Genomic DNA, 15,094 nt, shown 5'->3' on the forward strand with positions numbered 1-15,094 from the left:
TGGTCTGATGCTACTTCTCTGTTTCACAGCTCAACGGTGACATCCATGTCACCTACCCAATATTTAAGATTGCTTGAAAGTCGCTAAGTTTTTATACCTTTAAGCTTAAACGTCTGTTATTGCTATAGAGTCGTGCCAGCAATAAAACACAGGCAACACTTAAACCCACGATCAGGCCAACCCAAACACCGGCGGCGCCCATCTCGGTAAAGCGGGATAAATATACTCCAACCGGGAAGGCGATGACCCAGTAAGCCAGCATGGTAATCCACATCGGCCCCTTGGTATCCTGCATGCCGCGCAGACAACCTGCCGCACTGATCTGCCAGGCATCCATCAGCTGATAGGCAATGGCAAACAGAATCAGATACACCGCAATTTGGCTTACGATCAGATCTGAGGTGTAGAGTGCCACGATTTCATTGCGGAAAACCCAAAGCAGAATCATGGTCAGGATCGCCAGAATAGTGGCAGTGATCAGGCCGAGATATTGCACTTTACGCATGGCTTGCCAGTTCTGTTCACCATAGTAGGTGCCGACCCGAATGGTCAGGGCAATCGCCAGTGACATGGGGATCATGAACAGTTGTGAAGTGACAGAAATAGCAATCTGATGGGCAGCGACAATGGTCTCTCCCAGAGGACTCAGCACAATTGCTGCTGTACTGAAAATACTGACCTCAAAGAAGATCGCCAATCCAATCGGACAACCCAGTTGCAGAATACGCTTCACCCATTCCGGGTTGATTTTTTCCCAGTGAGTAAAAGGCTGAGTACGCTGATAGGCTCTGTTTTTAAAGATATACAATGCCAGAGTCATGAGCATTAACCACTGCAAAATCGCTGTGGCAAACCCACAGCCTGCACTGCCTAGGGCCGGAACAGGACCAATACCATACATAAAGATATAGTTCAGCGGAACCAGCAAAACCAGGGCCAATAAACTAATCACGGTGACCGGGCGAGGATTTCCAATCGCTTCTGAGTAGCCGCGTAAGGCTGCATACATGGTTACCGCAGGCATACCAAAACCAATCGCATGCAGGAATAAACTGGCTTTAGGCTGCAAGCTTTCCGGTACACCCAAGAGAGGTAAAAGGGCTGGCAAGAGTTGTAAAATCAAGCCGGCAATTACTCCAAGAATCAAGGCAACCCAAAGCGATTGACGTGCAATGGTGGCAATTTTTTCAGGTGTACGTGCGCCGTTAGCTTCGGCAACCAAAGGCGTCGTGGCAATCATAATGCCACTAAACAGCAGCATCACTGGAATCCAGAGTCCTACTCCGACGGCAATCGCGGCAAGATCGGTAGCAGACAGGTGACCGGCCATAATGGTATCAATCAGGCCCAGACCAGCCTGAGAAAATTGGGTTACCAGAATAGGCAGCATCAGATGGAAAAGTTTTTTTAATTCAAAACCAAAGGTTGTGACTGGTGAAACATTCGACACAAAAATTACTCATCGTGATCATGTGCTTAAATAGAAGGTTTAGCGTTGTAAAGTGAGAAGCACACCAATAAAAATTACCACGCCGCCTAAAAGACGTTGCCAGTTAACCGGCATTTTTTCATTACCCAATAATCCCAGATGATCGACCAGCATCGACATTACCATCTGACCAAAAATAATGAGACCGCTAAGAACCAGAAAGCCAAGTTTGGGCGCTGCATAAATGCTCATACTAATCGCGTATACACCCACGATTCCCCCTAGCCATAAATACCAGGGAACACTCATCAGTTCCTGTAAACTGGGTCTGGGATTGGACTGAAAAAGTACGATTACGGCGAGCACTATTGTACCAATCAAAAAGGAAAAAAATGCAGCTTGAATAGGAGAATATAAATATTCTTTCAGTTGTGTATTAATTGCAGTCTGGAGTGTCAATAAAACACCGATTGCAAAAACCAAAGGAAGTAAAATAATAAGTTGAGAAGATATTTTCATAATTTTAACTGACTAATTCTATTTAAATTTTTAGACATATCACACGATCAAATTTAATTTTAGCAGTGTTGCCGCCGAGTCATGTTAAAATTCCGCTATATCTTGTAATCGTTTTTGAGTAGTTCTTTGGCTGAATTGAATCCTGCTGCTGTCCCTTTGTCCTTATATATTCATATACCTTGGTGTGTGCGCAAATGTCCTTATTGTGACTTCAATTCACATGCGGTTCCGGATGGTCAGCTATCACTAGAATTGGAACAGGAATATTTACGAGCACTGGTGGAAGACTTTAAAACTCAGGTCAATTTTGCCCAAGGCCGGCAGATTCACAGTGTCTTTATTGGTGGGGGGACGCCGTCACTGATTTCTGCCCCAGGTTATCAATGGTTATTTGGTCAGCTCAAAGCCATTATTCCCTTTGCCGAAGGCTGTGAAATTACCCTGGAAGCCAATCCCGGCACGGTCGAACATGATCCGTTTGCCGGCTATTTGCAGGCCGGTATTAACCGCCTGTCGATTGGGGTGCAGAGTTTTAATACCGATCATCTCAAGCATTTGGGACGGATCCATAGTAATGAAGATGCGATTTCTGCCATTGGGTTGGCACGTGAAGCAGGTTTTCAGCGGATTAATGTCGACTTGATGCATGGTTTGCCGGAACAGACTTTAGAACAGGCTTTACATGATTTAAAACTGGCAGTGGAGCAGGGTGCTACCCATATTTCCTGGTATCAGTTGACGATTGAACCCAATACGGTATTTTTCCGGACTCAACCGATTTTGCCTGTCGATGAAGTCTTGGAAGATATTCAGGAGCAGGGTGAGCTCTACCTAAAATCTCAGGGTTTTATCAACTATGAAGTTTCGGCCTGGCGTAAAGAATTGCCTTCAGCGCATAATCTGAATTATTGGCAGTTTGGTGACTATCTGGCGATTGGTGCCGGAGCACATGGCAAAGTCACTCAGCCGCATGGCGTGTATCGGTTCCAGAAAACCCGTTTACCTAAGGACTACTTAGCCAAAGTACCTGCCGAACATGTGCAGTTTAAGCGCATTGAAGATGCCGACCTGCCTTTTGAATTTATGATGAATGCATTACGTTTAAATCAGGGCGTGGAAGCCAAACTCTATGCCGAACGTACCGGTTTGAGTCTAGATACTTTACATGAGTTACTGAGCTCTTTACGTGAAAGAAAATTAATGGTCGATGATCAAGACCGGCTTTCATGTACCGAGCAGGGGCATATCTTTTTAAATTCGGTATTAGAAGAATTTCTTTAATTATTTAATTTCCCCATTGTTCTAAAAGAAACCCTAATAGGATTTTATTGGGGTTTTTTATTGCCTTAAATAAATACCTAAAGTCTGATTGAAGCTTTCTTAGAGAGAAGTTTTCTGAGAATATTCAAAGATTAAATTAATTGAATATTATAATTTCTAGAGGGTGGGCAGGTGGATACATTATGGGCTTTTCAACAGCTGGATTTAACTGACACCCGATTCTTTATTTTTGATAGTAAAAGTGATCATCTGGTTTATGAAGATCGGGACTTTAAAGAATATCATTGGGATCAAAGTAAATATAATCGGGTCAGAGAAGGAGATTTCTTTTTATATCGACGACCGCAAAAAGCTTCTGAAATTAAAAATCAATTCTATCTTTATGGTGCAGGTCGTATAGCCAAGATTATTGCACCTAATGCTATTCCTCAAAATCATCAAAAACGCCAAACCAAACCGGTCTTTGCGGAAGTGATCGATGGTATACGTTTTATAGATCCCATTCTGCAGTCCGATTTGGAAAATTTTCAATGGACTTTTAAACCACGCGGAAATACTTGGGAACATTTTTTTCAACAATATGGCATGAATGAGATCACGGCAGATGATTTTTGGCGATTACTTAAATTAGCGGGAAGAGGGGAAAAACAGGACACTTTGCGGGATACGCATTTGCGTCAAGAAATCCTTGATTATAGTGTTGAAGATCAATATGCCAAAGTAAAGGTTCGCGGCTCGGCACATCAAGAATTTGCCTTACAAGTTAAACTCAATTATCAATATCAATGTGCGATCTCCGGCATTAAGACCAAAGCCTTTTTAGTGGCTTCTCATATTGTACCTTGGTCTGAAAATCAGGCACACCGAAAAAATCCGCGTAATGGAATTTGTTTATCTTCTTTATTGGATCAAGCTTTTGATCAGGGATTTATCACACTAGATAAAGGGCTTAAAGTGTGTATTGCGAATCAAGCCAAGCAAGATGTGAGTTTATATGCCTATTTAAAGCCCTATCACGGTAAACGAATCGACGTACCAAAACGTTTTGCTCCTGATCCGGTATTTTTAGCCTGGCATAGAGCACACCGGTTTTTAGAACAACCAAATAATCTTTAAAAAATGATAGGCACAAAAAAAGCACTCTAAGAGTGCTTTTTTTCAATATCTTGCGTCTAAATTATAGAGCAACGATATTTACAGCTGTAGGGCCTTTTTGACCTTGAGCTACGCTGAAAGAAACCTTTTGGCCTTCAACTAAAGTTTTGAAACCTGAACCAGTGATTTCGCTGAAATGAGCAAAAACGTCTGGACCTGATTCTTGTTGAATGAAACCGAAACCTTTAGTTTCGTTGAACCATTTTACTGTACCGTTAACTGTATTAGACATAATATAACCTATTGAATCGTATGAATTTATAGCCAAAATTTCAGATGACTAACTGTAACTTTGAAAAATAAAAAGGATGGAGCTTTTTGATCTGTAATACGAAGGTTTATGACTAAAACTGCGATACTTAAAAGAAGACTAACCAAAACAAGAATTTTTCTAGTTGGGGTTATCATACCGCTTATTTTGAGATATACAAGCGTTTTATTTGGCTAATTTATTAGGATGTTGAAAAATATAAAATTAAATTTGTATATTTTATATCCAGAAAGGTTTTTTAAGTTGAAAGAAAGATATTTGAGTCAATAAAAAGAGCGCCGAAACGCTCTTTTTGAGACAATTTACAGCTTAGTAATCGAAGCTAAAGTGTTCTGGCGCGAGTGCCGTCATGGTTTTAGAGGGATTCACCATCGCTTCTGCATGACCTTGGGTACGTGGCAGAATACGTTCAAAGTAGAAATCAGCAGTTTTGATTTTTGCTTTATAGAATTCTGGAACTTCCGCACCATCACCAGATGCCAGTTTGGCTGAAGCAACTGCAGCTTGCTGTGCCCAGAAGTAGGCCATCATCACATAACCGGAGAACATCAGGAAATCGACTGACGCAGAAGACACGATGTCGCGGTCCTTACGTGCAGCCAGCATAATACGCACGGTTAAGGCATTCCACTGTGCACAGAGCTTGGTTAAATCCCAGGCGAAACGGCGCATGTATTTATTGCGCGCATGCTGACCGCAGAATTTCAGAATTTCAGCAGTGTAATCACGAATCACTTTGCCTTTCGACGTCAACAGCACTTTACGGCCGATCAGATCCAGTGCCTGAACACCTGTAGTACCTTCGTACAGGGTAGAAATACGTGAGTCACGTACGATCTGTTCCATGCCCCATTCTTTGATATAGCCATGTCCACCAAAGACTTGCATACCATGATTTGATGCTTCATAGCCCATTTCGGTCAAGAAGCCTTTCAGGATAGGGGTGTAGAAACCAAGATGATCATCATGCTGTTCAAAAGCAGCGGTATCGCCACGCAGCAAAGCATCATTCATATTATCGGCAATTTGTGCTGCATGATAAATCATGGCACGGCCACCTTCAGCAATGGCTTTTTGCGTCAACAGCATGCGGCGTACATCGGCATGATGAATGATTGCATCCGCTACTTTTTCTGGATCTTTTTTGCCAGACAGGGCACGCATTGACATACGCTCTTTGGCATAAGGCAAAGCACCCTGGAATGACAATTCAGCATGGCAGATGCCCTGAATTGCAGTACCAATACGCGCCGTGTTCATAAAGGTAAACATGGCATGCAGGCCTTTGTTTGGTTCACCAATCAGGTAGCCAGTCGCATTGTCGAAATTCAGTACAGCCGTTGCTGAAGCGCGAATCCCCATTTTGTGTTCTATCGAGCCACAGTTTACTGGATTGCGTTCACCGATCCCACCATCTGCAGCAGCAATAAATTTCGGTACGATAAACAGGGAAATCCCTTTGGTGCCTTGCGGTGCATCCGGAAGGCGTGCCAGTACAATATGTACGATATTTTCAGTGAGGTCGTGCTCACCTGCGGAAATAAAAATCTTAGTTCCTGAAATCGCATAAGTGCCATCTTCTTTCGGCTCTGCCTTGGTTTTTACCTGACCCAGATCCGTACCACATTGTGGTTCAGTCAGACACATGGTGCCCGCCCAAGTTCCTGCAACCAGGTGAGGCAGATACGTGTTTTTCTGCTCATCGGTACCATACTGGATAATAGTATTGATACAGCCCACACTTAAACCCGGATACATCTGGAATGACCAGTTCGCAGTACCCATCATTTCTGATTTGATCAGGTTTAAAGACATGGGCAGGTTTTGGCCACCAAACTCTTCAGGATAAGACAGACCTTGCCAGCCACCTTGTACGAACTGTTCGTAAGCTTCCTTAAAGCCTTTCGGGGTTTTTACTTCGCCATTTTCAAAATGACAGCCTTCTTCATCACCGCTTTGGTTCAAAGGTGACAGTACATTTTCACAAAAATCTGCCGCACCTTCTAAGATCATATCTACCGTGTCGGCATCGGCATATTCACCATTCGACAAATTCTGGTAGTGCGCAGGGTAGTCAAGCACTTCATTCATAAGGAAGCGAATGTCGTGTAAAGGGGCTTTATATGCTGGCATGCGTTTAATCCTGATTGAAATAGTTTTGGATTATCTGTATCGATTCTTTGATTATTCACATTGGAGATAAAAAAACATTGATGAATTCAGTGAATAAAAATGTCAGAAAAGCGAATCGATTTTTAATTCCAGTCAATTAACTCGGTTAATTTTATTGACTAGTATAGATATTGCAGGAAGATTGAAAACTTGTTATCACATTGGACTTTAATAAATTAAAAGGTGATATGTCCAGTATACTTTTGTATGAATTGTGCTCAAATTTAAGTTAAAACAGGCCGGCTTCTAAAATGTCACTAGAACCAATCCATGGTGTCTCAGCTTCTGGACGGTTAGAGGAAATTCAGTTGCGGGCTATAGTTACAACCCGAACTGAACTCATTGGATAGATAGGGCTTTTAAAGAAACTCTTTTAAGTCCGGCTTGATGCCATTCCAGATGTAAAAAGATTCAATCGCCTGACCGACCAGCATTCCAAAGCCTTCTGACGTGGGAACACCGCGCGCCTTGGCCTGATCCAGAAAGGAAGAGGGTTTACCATAGGCCATTTCATAGGCCCTCTTAAACTGTAACGTTTCCGGTAGAATAAGGGTATCACCGCTGAGGCTTGCAGAAGTCGCGTTAATCACCAGATCAAATTCACCGCTAAGATTATCCAGAGAAATTGCCTGTAATTCGATTTGCGGTACGGCATTCTGAATATCAGCAACCAGCTGTTTCGCGCGTGCCAAGGTGCGATTGGCAATCACGATTTTTTTCGCACCCGCCTGCGCCAGAGGATAAATCACGCCACGCGTGGCACCGCCTGCACCAATAATTAAGATAGCTGTATTGTCCAGTGGCCAGTCTAAAGCACGGATCGCCTCGACCAGGCCCTGACCATCAGTATTGTCGCCATGCAGGACCCCATTTTCCATCCAGAGGGTATTCACGGCTTTGGCAATTTTGGCCCGCTCACTCAACACCTGACATTGAATAAAAGCCTGCTCTTTGAAGGGGACAGTAACATTCAGGCCACTACCACCCTGACTAAAGAAGTCCTGAATATTGGCTTCAAAGCCATCCAGTGGAGCCAGACGCTTGGTGTAACTCAGGTCGACACCAGTTTTAGCAGCAAAGGCGTGATGCAATTCTGGAGAACGTGACTGTTCAATCGGGTTACCAATCACGGCAAATTGTTTGCTCATTTCACAATGTCCATGTGCGGAAATGGCCATCAATATACGTGAAAAAGCGCAGGGACTAAAGCCTGCGCAATCTTTAATTACTGCTAGGTTGTCAGGATGTTAGGAACTGCAAATCTCCATAATATGTTCCGCAAATATCAGCGCCATACTAAAAACGACTCCAACCCCAGTCAGAATACTCACCAGAATAGCTGCGCCATCCAGAATCAGGTTGTGACTCAAAATTGCGGTACTCATCGCACTGATGGCGAGAGCAAGGAAAAGCCAAAAGGCCAATATAGGTAGATTTAATTGAAGATTATGCATTTTTATTTCTCACTAAACATCAAATAGAAGGTGATCGATGTAGCGATAGGGTGCTGCGATCAAATCAGATATTTCTATGCAACAGTATAGAGGAACTATCCATTAAAAAAGCCCTCCATTTGAGGGCTGTTTGTATCATTTCATTGCTTGGGATTTTAATTCTGTTAACCAGTCGTGTGGTTTCAGGTAATAATCTGTTAAGCGTTTTTCGGGTGAGCCTTCATCCCATTCCGGGCGATATGACCATCCGGTAAGCGGGGGCAGGCTGACCAGAATCGATTCAATCCGGCCGCCAGTCTGTAAACCAAACAGGGTGCCGCGGTCATAAACCAGATTGTACTCTACATAACGACCACGACGGTATAACTGGAATTCGCGTTGTGCTTCGGTATAGGGTTTATCCTGATTGCGCTGGAAAATTGGCAGAATGGCTTCCAGATAACCATTGCCTACAGCCTGCATATACTGGAAACAGGTTTCAAAATCCCATTGATTCAGGTCATCAAAAAACAAGCCGCCCACACCGCGCTGCTCGTCACGATGTTTCAGGTAAAAATAGTGATCACACCATTGTTTATGTTCAGGATAAACTTCTGCACCAAATGGAGCACACAGATCATGCGCCGTTTGATGCCAAGACAGTACATCTTCATCATTCGGATAAAACGGGGTCAGGTCAAAACCGCCACCAAACCACCAGATCGGATCCTGACCTTCTTTCTCTGCGACAAATAAACGCACGTTGGCATGTGAGGTGGGCACATTCGGATTTTTTGGATGGATGACTAGTGATACTCCCATTGCTTGCGCTTTGGCACCGGCAATATTGGGATGGCGTTCAGTCGCAGAAGCGGGCAGTTTGGAAATGTTGATGTGGGAGAACATTACCCCACCTTTTTCAATGACCGTGCCGTTTTGCAGAACACGTGAACGGCCGCCACCACCTTCCGGGCGCTCCCAGTCATCAATAATAAATTCGGCCGTACCGCCGCCAGCACGTTCCTGTTGCTCCAGTGCCGCACAAATCCGTGCCTGCAAGTCGAGGAGAAATTCACGAACGCGTTGAATATCCGTAGATGTAGGATGCTGCATCAGAACCCTCGTAGGGAAATAAAAAACTAATTACATCAAAGCATAAAATCAGTCAAAGATTAAGGTCTATTTGGTGATGCAATTCATCAGCCCAGACCTTACATTCCACTATTCATAAACAGAATGCACCATTAAATCCGACCAAAGGGCTAGGTTGAATTCTTTTTTCAAGCTCAGCACAATAACTTGCAAGCGCTCATTGGCTTGAGCATTTTTCGATGGTAAAGGTGGGTGTCATGTCGGTACAGGTCAATTCCCTGATTCAAAAATATAATGTTCCCGGTCCGCGCTATACCAGTTATCCCACGGTTCCGTATTGGGAAGAGCAGAATTTCTCGCTGGAACAATGGAAGCAAACGCTAAAAAAGTCTTTTGCGGAATCCAATCAAAGTGAAGGCATTAGCTTGTATATCCACCTGCCATTTTGTGAAAGTCTGTGTACCTTCTGCGGGTGTCATAAGCGTGTGACCAAACGCCATGAAGTTGAACAGCCTTATATTCAGGCAGTGCTGAAAGAATGGGATTTATATTGTGAGCTATTACAAGAAAAGCCCATAATTAAAGAGATTCATTTGGGTGGGGGAACACCGACATTTTTTTCAATGGCGCATCTGGCTCAACTGATTCAAGGCATTCTGGCCAAAGCCGACGTAGCGCCTGTACATGAATTCAGTTTTGAAGGCCATCCTAATAATACCACGCGTGAGCATTTGCAAGGATTGTATGACCTTGGTTTTCGTCGGGTCAGTTATGGGGTGCAAGATTATAATGAAACCGTGCAAAAGGCGATTCACCGGATTCAGCCGTATGAAAATGTTAAACAGGTAACCGAATGGGCAAGAGAAATTGGCTATGAATCGATTTCTCATGATCTGGTGTTTGGTCTGCCATTTCAGAGTCTGGATGATGTCTTAAATACTATTGAGCAAACCAATTCGCTTTTGCCGGACCGTCTGGCTTTATATAGCTATGCACATGTGCCCTGGATTAAAGGCAATGGTCAGCGCGGTTTTAAAGATGCCGATGTACCCAAAGATGCGATCAAACGGGAATGCTATGAAGCGGGTAAAAAGAAACTTCTGGCACATGGTTATCATGAAATCGGCATGGATCATTTTGCCTTAGAAAAAGATGCGATGTACCAGTCCTTTCAAGCTGGAACATTGCATCGCAACTTTATGGGATACACAGCCTCTAAAACCCAGGTGATGATTGGACTCGGGATTTCTTCAATCAGCGATAGCTGGTACAGCTTTGCGCAGAATGTGAAAACCATTGAAGAATATTATGAATGCCTGGCGCGCAATGAAATTCCGGTATTTAAAGGACATGTCTTAAACCAGGAAGATCTGATCATCCGGCAACATATTCTAAATTTGATGTGCAGCTTTAGCACCTCATGGGAAAATTCCGAGATGCTTTTTCCTGAAATTGATGAGGTTTTGGAACAGCTTGAGGAAATGGCACAGGATGGTTTAATTGAATTTTCAGACTCGTCAGTCACAATTCTGGAGAAAGGGAAACCATTTGTACGCAATATTTGTATGGCTTTTGATTTACGTTTAAAGCGACGGATGCCAGAAAGTCGGATTTTCTCGATGACGATTTAATCTCCTCCTAAACCCCATTTTTAAGAAAGAGAGAGAAAGCCTCCCTGAGCCAGACTTAAACATGGCTTTAAGTCGAAGCGCAAGAAAGGGAGGTTTGGAAGGATTCAGTTAAAATAAGGTAGGACAGGGTTTAAAAATATTAAAAATCATCCTTTTTATAAAGATGTGCCATGCGTTCGTGCTTGGTCTTAAGGTATTGTTCATTAAACGGGTTTAAGCCTACTGTTAGCGGGACACGATCGACTACATTAATGCCTTGTGCTTTTAAGGCTTCTATTTTTGAAGGGTTGTTGGTCACGAGACGTACCGATTTTATCTGTAAATGATCCAGCATAATGCTACACATATCATATTGGCGTGCATCCGCCGGCAGGTTCAGCATCAGGTTGGCATCTACGGTGTCATGGCCTTGATCCTGCAGGGCGTAAGCACGAATTTTATTGGTCAGGCCAATACCACGCCCTTCCTGACGCAAATACAGAATAGCTCCGCGGCCCAATTCATTGATCAGTTTTAAAGTTGCTTGTAATTGCGGGCCACAGTCGCATTTGAGTGAAGCAAAGGCATCACCGGTTAAACATTCAGAATGTACACGGACCACCACAGGTTCATCTGATACTTCCTCAAGTCCTTTAGACAGTGCGACATGCTCTTCACCGGTCTTAGGGTCTTGAAATACAGTAATTTTAAATTCACCGTGAGCGGTAGGTAATCTTGACGTTGCGACAAACTCGATTGGCACAGCTGAACCCGTTAAATCCTGAAATTAGCTAAAGTATAGCGTAATGATTGAACATTGGTAGAATTGCAAAGTCGAAATTCTGCATTAGATTTTCTTTTTTGTAGAAAGCGAACGATAATAGTTGATAAATAGTAAGATTATTCAGGATAATCGTAGGCTGCGATTTTTTCACCCCGACGAGATCATTGTTTAATATTGCATCGCTAGAAGCGTAGCTGAATTGAAGCTGCTACAATTCAGCTATATGATCGGGTACTCCCCATTGACCTAGCTTTAGATTTGCCAGGCTTTAGAAGGCTTTGCCATAATATGCTGTATACAGAAATCCCAACTCAACGCCCTGTAACACCGTTGCTTGATGCGATCAATCATCCTGAGCAACTGCGTGCACTCGAGCAAAGCCAGCTAGAACAAGTGGCAGATGAGTTACGTCAATTCATTTTGTATGCTGCCGGGCAAAGTGGCGGACATTTTGGTGCCAACCTTGGTGTAATTGAACTCACCGTGGCCTTACATTATTGCTTTAATACGCCGCATGACCGCCTGATCTGGGATGTCGGTCATCAAGCCTATCCGCATAAAGCATTGACAGGTCGTCGTGAACAGCTCACCACCATTCGTGCTAAAGATGGTCTGGCAGCCTTTCCGGCACGTGAAGAATCTGAATTTGATACTTTTGGGGTAGGCCACTCGTCTACTGCGATTTCTGCCGGTCTTGGCATGGCTCTAGCGCGCCGTTATCAAAACAAGCCATGTGAGGTGGTGTCGATCATTGGTGATGGTGCCATGACGGCAGGTATGGCTTTTGAAGCCATGAATGATGCGGTAGCACATCAGGCGGATCTGATGGTGGTGCTGAACGATAATGATATGTCGATTTCTTGCAGTACTGGTGGTTTTGCCAAGCATTTAGCCGCAATTTGGGAGCGTGGTGAATTCATCAACGTGACTGAAGAGGGAGAGGCTTATGTACAGCCGCATCCGGAGTGGCTGTATAACTCGCGATTACACAGTGCAGCAACCGATGCAGCAGACAACCTGTTTAAAGCCATTGGCTTTGATTATTTTGGTCCTTATGACGGTCACGATGTCAAACAGCTGGTGCATGTCTTTAATGCGCTGAAAAAACGTAAAGGCCCCCGCCTGATTCATATCTATACCAAGAAAGGCAAAGGCTTTGCTCCGGCAGAATCAGATCAAATCAAATATCACGCGATTAGTAAACTCAATGCTGTTGCCGCCAGCAATACTGCACCGAAATATTCGGATGTATTTGGACAATGGCTTTGCGATGAAGCGGCACAAGATGCACGTTTGCTCGCAATCACACCTGCGATGTGCGAAGGCTCAGGCATGGTCAAATTTGCCAAAGAATATCCGGAACGTTTCTTTGATGTCGCGATTGCCGAACAGCATGCAGTTACCTTGGCTGCCGGTATGGCTTGTGAAGGCTTGAAGCCGGTGGTTGCAATTTACTCGACTTTCCTGCAACGCGGTTATGACCAGCTGGTACACGACGTAGCCTTGCAGAATCTGGATGTCACTTTTGGTATTGATCGTGCCGGTCTGGTCGGTGAAGATGGGCCGACGCATGCCGGTGCATATGATTATGCCTATATGCGTACTATCCCGAATATCGTGATTATGGCGCCGAAAGACGAAAATGAATGCCGTCAAATGCTGCATACTGCGTATTTGTATCCAGGACCTGCAGCCGTACGTTATCCGCGTGGCAATGGACTGGGCGTCGAGATCCAGCAAAAAATGATGGAGATTCCGATCGGTCAGTCAGAAATCGTAGCTAGTTTTAACGGGCAGTATGATGAATATATTTCTGTGCTGGCATTTGGTAGCCGGGTACAGGCTGCAGTCGACGCTGCTGAAGCATTTGCCATGAAACATGAAATTGGTGTGCGGGTAATCAACATGCGTTTTGTCAAACCGCTAGATACCCAAATGCTGGACGATCTGGCATTGACGACCAGTCTGTTTGTTACGGTGGAAGAACATGCAGTGATGGGCGGCGCCGGCAGTGCAGTGAATGAATATCTGGCAGAAGCACAGATTGTTAAACCACTCCTGAATCTGGGTCTGGATGATACATTCATGGCGCAAGCGACCCATACCCAGATGTTGCAACAGGCTGGCCTAGATGCGCAAGGCATTGAAAAATCGATCAATCAGGCTTGGTCCAGCTTAGGGCAAAGTGTTTTGTCATAAGTTCTTAAAAATTTTAGACACATTTTTCCCAAAAAAGCCCTGATATTTGCTAAGATATCGGGGCTTTTATGCATTATTCTTTATCAGTGTCTTCAAATTTGTAGTGGGTGTTCAATGGAACCTATGGTGGTGATGGCTGCGCGTGCGGCTCAGTTAGTTGGTCAAGAGCTTTTAAAAGCGCATCAGAATCGTCATAAACTCGATCTACAAGTCGAAGAAAAAGGAATTGATGGTCCAGTAACGCGTGTAGATCGTTATTTGGAGCAGTTGACCATCGATACCCTACGTAAAAGCTATAAAAATCACAGTTTCCTTGGTGAAGAGTTTGGCTATCAGGAAGGTAATGGTCACGACGCCGATTGGTGTTGGGTGATCGATCCACTGGATGGTACTTTAAACTTCATTAACGGTTTCCCGCATTTCTGTATCTCTATCGCAGTTCAGCACAAAGGCATTACTCAACACGGGGTGATTTATGACCCGGTGAAAGATGAGCTATTCTCTGCCAGTCGTGGTCGTGGTGCCATGATGAACCAGCGTCGTATTCGTGTGAATGTCAAAGACAGCCTGGAAAATACCTTTATGGCTGTTGGTCACGCTTACCGTGCTAAACGTAATGGCGAAGTTGTATCTTATGCCAAGAACCATTTTCAAAGTTTGTTAAACGTGACTGAAGCTGGCGCGCAATATCGTCGTTCAGGTTCTGCGGCATTGGATTTAGCCTATGTTGCTGCAGGCCGTTTTGATGCTTACTTCGAACTTGGTTTAAAACCTTGGGATATCGCAGCGGGCGAATTGATCGTGAAAGAAGCAGGCGGTACTGTAGTTGATGCACGTGGTGGTAGCGACTCTATGGAAAATGGTCAAGTTTTGGCTTGTTCAATGAAAATGCTTAAACCTTTAATGCAAGCAGTTGTTCCTGCTTGGGGTGAAGCAGCAAAATAATCGGGTTTAGATGAAATATATCTAATTTTCAGAAAAGGCATCCTTCGGGATGCCTTTTTTAGAGCAGTAAAATAGTTAAGAAGGGAGGTAGAGTATATTTCTAACATGATATGAATATTGGAAATATCAAGTGAATTGGCGAAAACTGCCTTTTTATACCGGTTGTTACATTTTTTATTCATATTTAAGTGTATGAAATTAATA

Annotated in this window: 13 protein-coding genes; 5 read left to right on the forward strand and 8 right to left on the reverse strand. The window is 43.9% G+C overall.

Features of this window, described 5'->3' with window-relative positions; translation table 11 throughout:
- Window positions 1–91 precede the first annotated feature (91 nt).
- Both VXQ11_RS09665 and VXQ11_RS09670 read right to left on the reverse strand, forming a co-directional pair.
- On the reverse strand, window positions 92–1,450 hold the full coding sequence (locus VXQ11_RS09665; protein ID WP_416705915.1) for an MATE family efflux transporter: 1,359 nt from the start codon (window positions 1,448–1,450) through the stop codon (window positions 92–94).
- Between the two features lie 39 nt (window positions 1,451–1,489).
- On the reverse strand, window positions 1,490–1,948 hold the full coding sequence (locus VXQ11_RS09670) for a DMT family transporter (protein ID WP_416680905.1): 459 nt from the start codon (window positions 1,946–1,948) through the stop codon (window positions 1,490–1,492).
- Between the two features lie 126 nt (window positions 1,949–2,074).
- Between VXQ11_RS09670 and hemW the strand changes: the two genes are divergently transcribed.
- Window positions 2,075–3,229, forward strand: coding sequence for a radical SAM family heme chaperone HemW (hemW, locus tag VXQ11_RS09675; RefSeq protein ID WP_416705916.1), 1,155 nt, complete (start codon window positions 2,075–2,077; stop codon window positions 3,227–3,229).
- A gap of 171 nt (window positions 3,230–3,400) precedes the next feature.
- Window positions 3,401–4,345 (forward strand): HNH endonuclease, encoded by a 945-nt coding sequence (locus tag VXQ11_RS09680; protein WP_416705917.1) that lies wholly within the window; start codon window positions 3,401–3,403, stop codon window positions 4,343–4,345.
- 61 nt (window positions 4,346–4,406) lie between these two features.
- Here the strand turns inward: VXQ11_RS09680 and VXQ11_RS09685 are convergent, their stop codons facing one another.
- From VXQ11_RS09685 to hemF, 5 genes are all read right to left on the reverse strand, one after another.
- Entirely contained in the window at window positions 4,407–4,616 is a 210-nt protein-coding gene (locus tag VXQ11_RS09685; RefSeq protein ID WP_004281542.1) for a cold-shock protein, read from the reverse strand.
- A 348-nt stretch (window positions 4,617–4,964) separates the two neighbouring features.
- Window positions 4,965–6,788: an acyl-CoA dehydrogenase C-terminal domain-containing protein gene (locus VXQ11_RS09690; protein ID WP_064094547.1), complete on the reverse strand. Its 1,824-nt coding sequence runs from the start codon at window positions 6,786–6,788 to the stop codon at window positions 4,965–4,967.
- A gap of 398 nt (window positions 6,789–7,186) precedes the next feature.
- Window positions 7,187–7,975, reverse strand: a complete 789-nt coding sequence (gene aroE, locus VXQ11_RS09695; RefSeq protein WP_064095163.1) for a shikimate dehydrogenase — start codon at window positions 7,973–7,975, stop codon at window positions 7,187–7,189.
- A gap of 99 nt (window positions 7,976–8,074) precedes the next feature.
- On the reverse strand, window positions 8,075–8,281 hold the full coding sequence (locus VXQ11_RS09700) for a hypothetical protein (RefSeq protein WP_416705918.1): 207 nt from the start codon (window positions 8,279–8,281) through the stop codon (window positions 8,075–8,077).
- A gap of 135 nt (window positions 8,282–8,416) precedes the next feature.
- On the reverse strand, window positions 8,417–9,373 hold the full coding sequence (gene hemF, locus VXQ11_RS09705; RefSeq protein ID WP_191730975.1) for an oxygen-dependent coproporphyrinogen oxidase: 957 nt from the start codon (window positions 9,371–9,373) through the stop codon (window positions 8,417–8,419).
- Between the two features lie 236 nt (window positions 9,374–9,609).
- On the opposite strand from hemF, the gene hemN reads away from it, so the two are divergent.
- Window positions 9,610–10,983 (forward strand): oxygen-independent coproporphyrinogen III oxidase, encoded by a 1,374-nt coding sequence (gene hemN, locus VXQ11_RS09710; RefSeq protein ID WP_064095162.1) that lies wholly within the window; start codon window positions 9,610–9,612, stop codon window positions 10,981–10,983.
- Between the two features lie 139 nt (window positions 10,984–11,122).
- On the opposite strand, the gene ribA is transcribed toward hemN, so the two are convergent.
- Window positions 11,123–11,725 carry a GTP cyclohydrolase II gene (gene ribA, locus VXQ11_RS09715; protein WP_064094544.1) on the reverse strand — a complete coding sequence of 201 codons (603 nt, stop codon included), beginning with the start codon at window positions 11,723–11,725 and terminating at the stop codon, window positions 11,123–11,125.
- Between the two features lie 309 nt (window positions 11,726–12,034).
- On the opposite strand from ribA, the gene dxs reads away from it, so the two are divergent.
- Window positions 12,035–13,945: a 1-deoxy-D-xylulose-5-phosphate synthase gene (dxs, locus tag VXQ11_RS09720; RefSeq protein WP_416680903.1), complete on the forward strand. Its 1,911-nt coding sequence runs from the start codon at window positions 12,035–12,037 to the stop codon at window positions 13,943–13,945.
- 114 nt (window positions 13,946–14,059) lie between these two features.
- Window positions 14,060–14,890 carry an inositol monophosphatase family protein gene (locus VXQ11_RS09725; RefSeq protein WP_034608351.1) on the forward strand — a complete coding sequence of 277 codons (831 nt, stop codon included), beginning with the start codon at window positions 14,060–14,062 and terminating at the stop codon, window positions 14,888–14,890.
- Window positions 14,891–15,094 lie beyond the last annotated feature (204 nt).

The sequence above is a fragment of the Acinetobacter sp. 197 genome, assembly GCF_048148385.1.
Taxonomy (GTDB): Bacteria; Pseudomonadota; Gammaproteobacteria; order Pseudomonadales; family Moraxellaceae; genus Acinetobacter; species Acinetobacter pecorum.

Bases quoted from the DNA above. Each gene is read 5' to 3' on its own strand.
- VXQ11_RS09670 (WP_416680905.1), bottom strand. From the start codon at position 1,948: ATGAAAATATCTTCTCAACTTATTATTTTACTTCCTTTGGTTTTTGCA.
- VXQ11_RS09685 (WP_004281542.1), bottom strand. From the start codon at position 4,616: ATGTCTAATACAGTTAACGGTACAGTAAAATGGTTCAACGAAACTAAA.
- VXQ11_RS09690 (WP_064094547.1), bottom strand. From the start codon at position 6,788: ATGCCAGCATATAAAGCCCCTTTACACGACATTCGCTTCCTTATGAAT.
- aroE (WP_064095163.1), bottom strand. From the start codon at position 7,975: ATGAGCAAACAATTTGCCGTGATTGGTAACCCGATTGAACAGTCACGT.
- VXQ11_RS09700 (WP_416705918.1), bottom strand. From the start codon at position 8,281: ATGCATAATCTTCAATTAAATCTACCTATATTGGCCTTTTGGCTTTTC.
- hemF (WP_191730975.1), bottom strand. From the start codon at position 9,373: ATGCAGCATCCTACATCTACGGATATTCAACGCGTTCGTGAATTTCTC.
- hemN (WP_064095162.1), top strand. From the start codon at position 9,610: ATGTCGGTACAGGTCAATTCCCTGATTCAAAAATATAATGTTCCCGGT.
- dxs (WP_416680903.1), top strand. From the start codon at position 12,035: ATGCTGTATACAGAAATCCCAACTCAACGCCCTGTAACACCGTTGCTT.
- VXQ11_RS09725 (WP_034608351.1), top strand. From the start codon at position 14,060: ATGGAACCTATGGTGGTGATGGCTGCGCGTGCGGCTCAGTTAGTTGGT.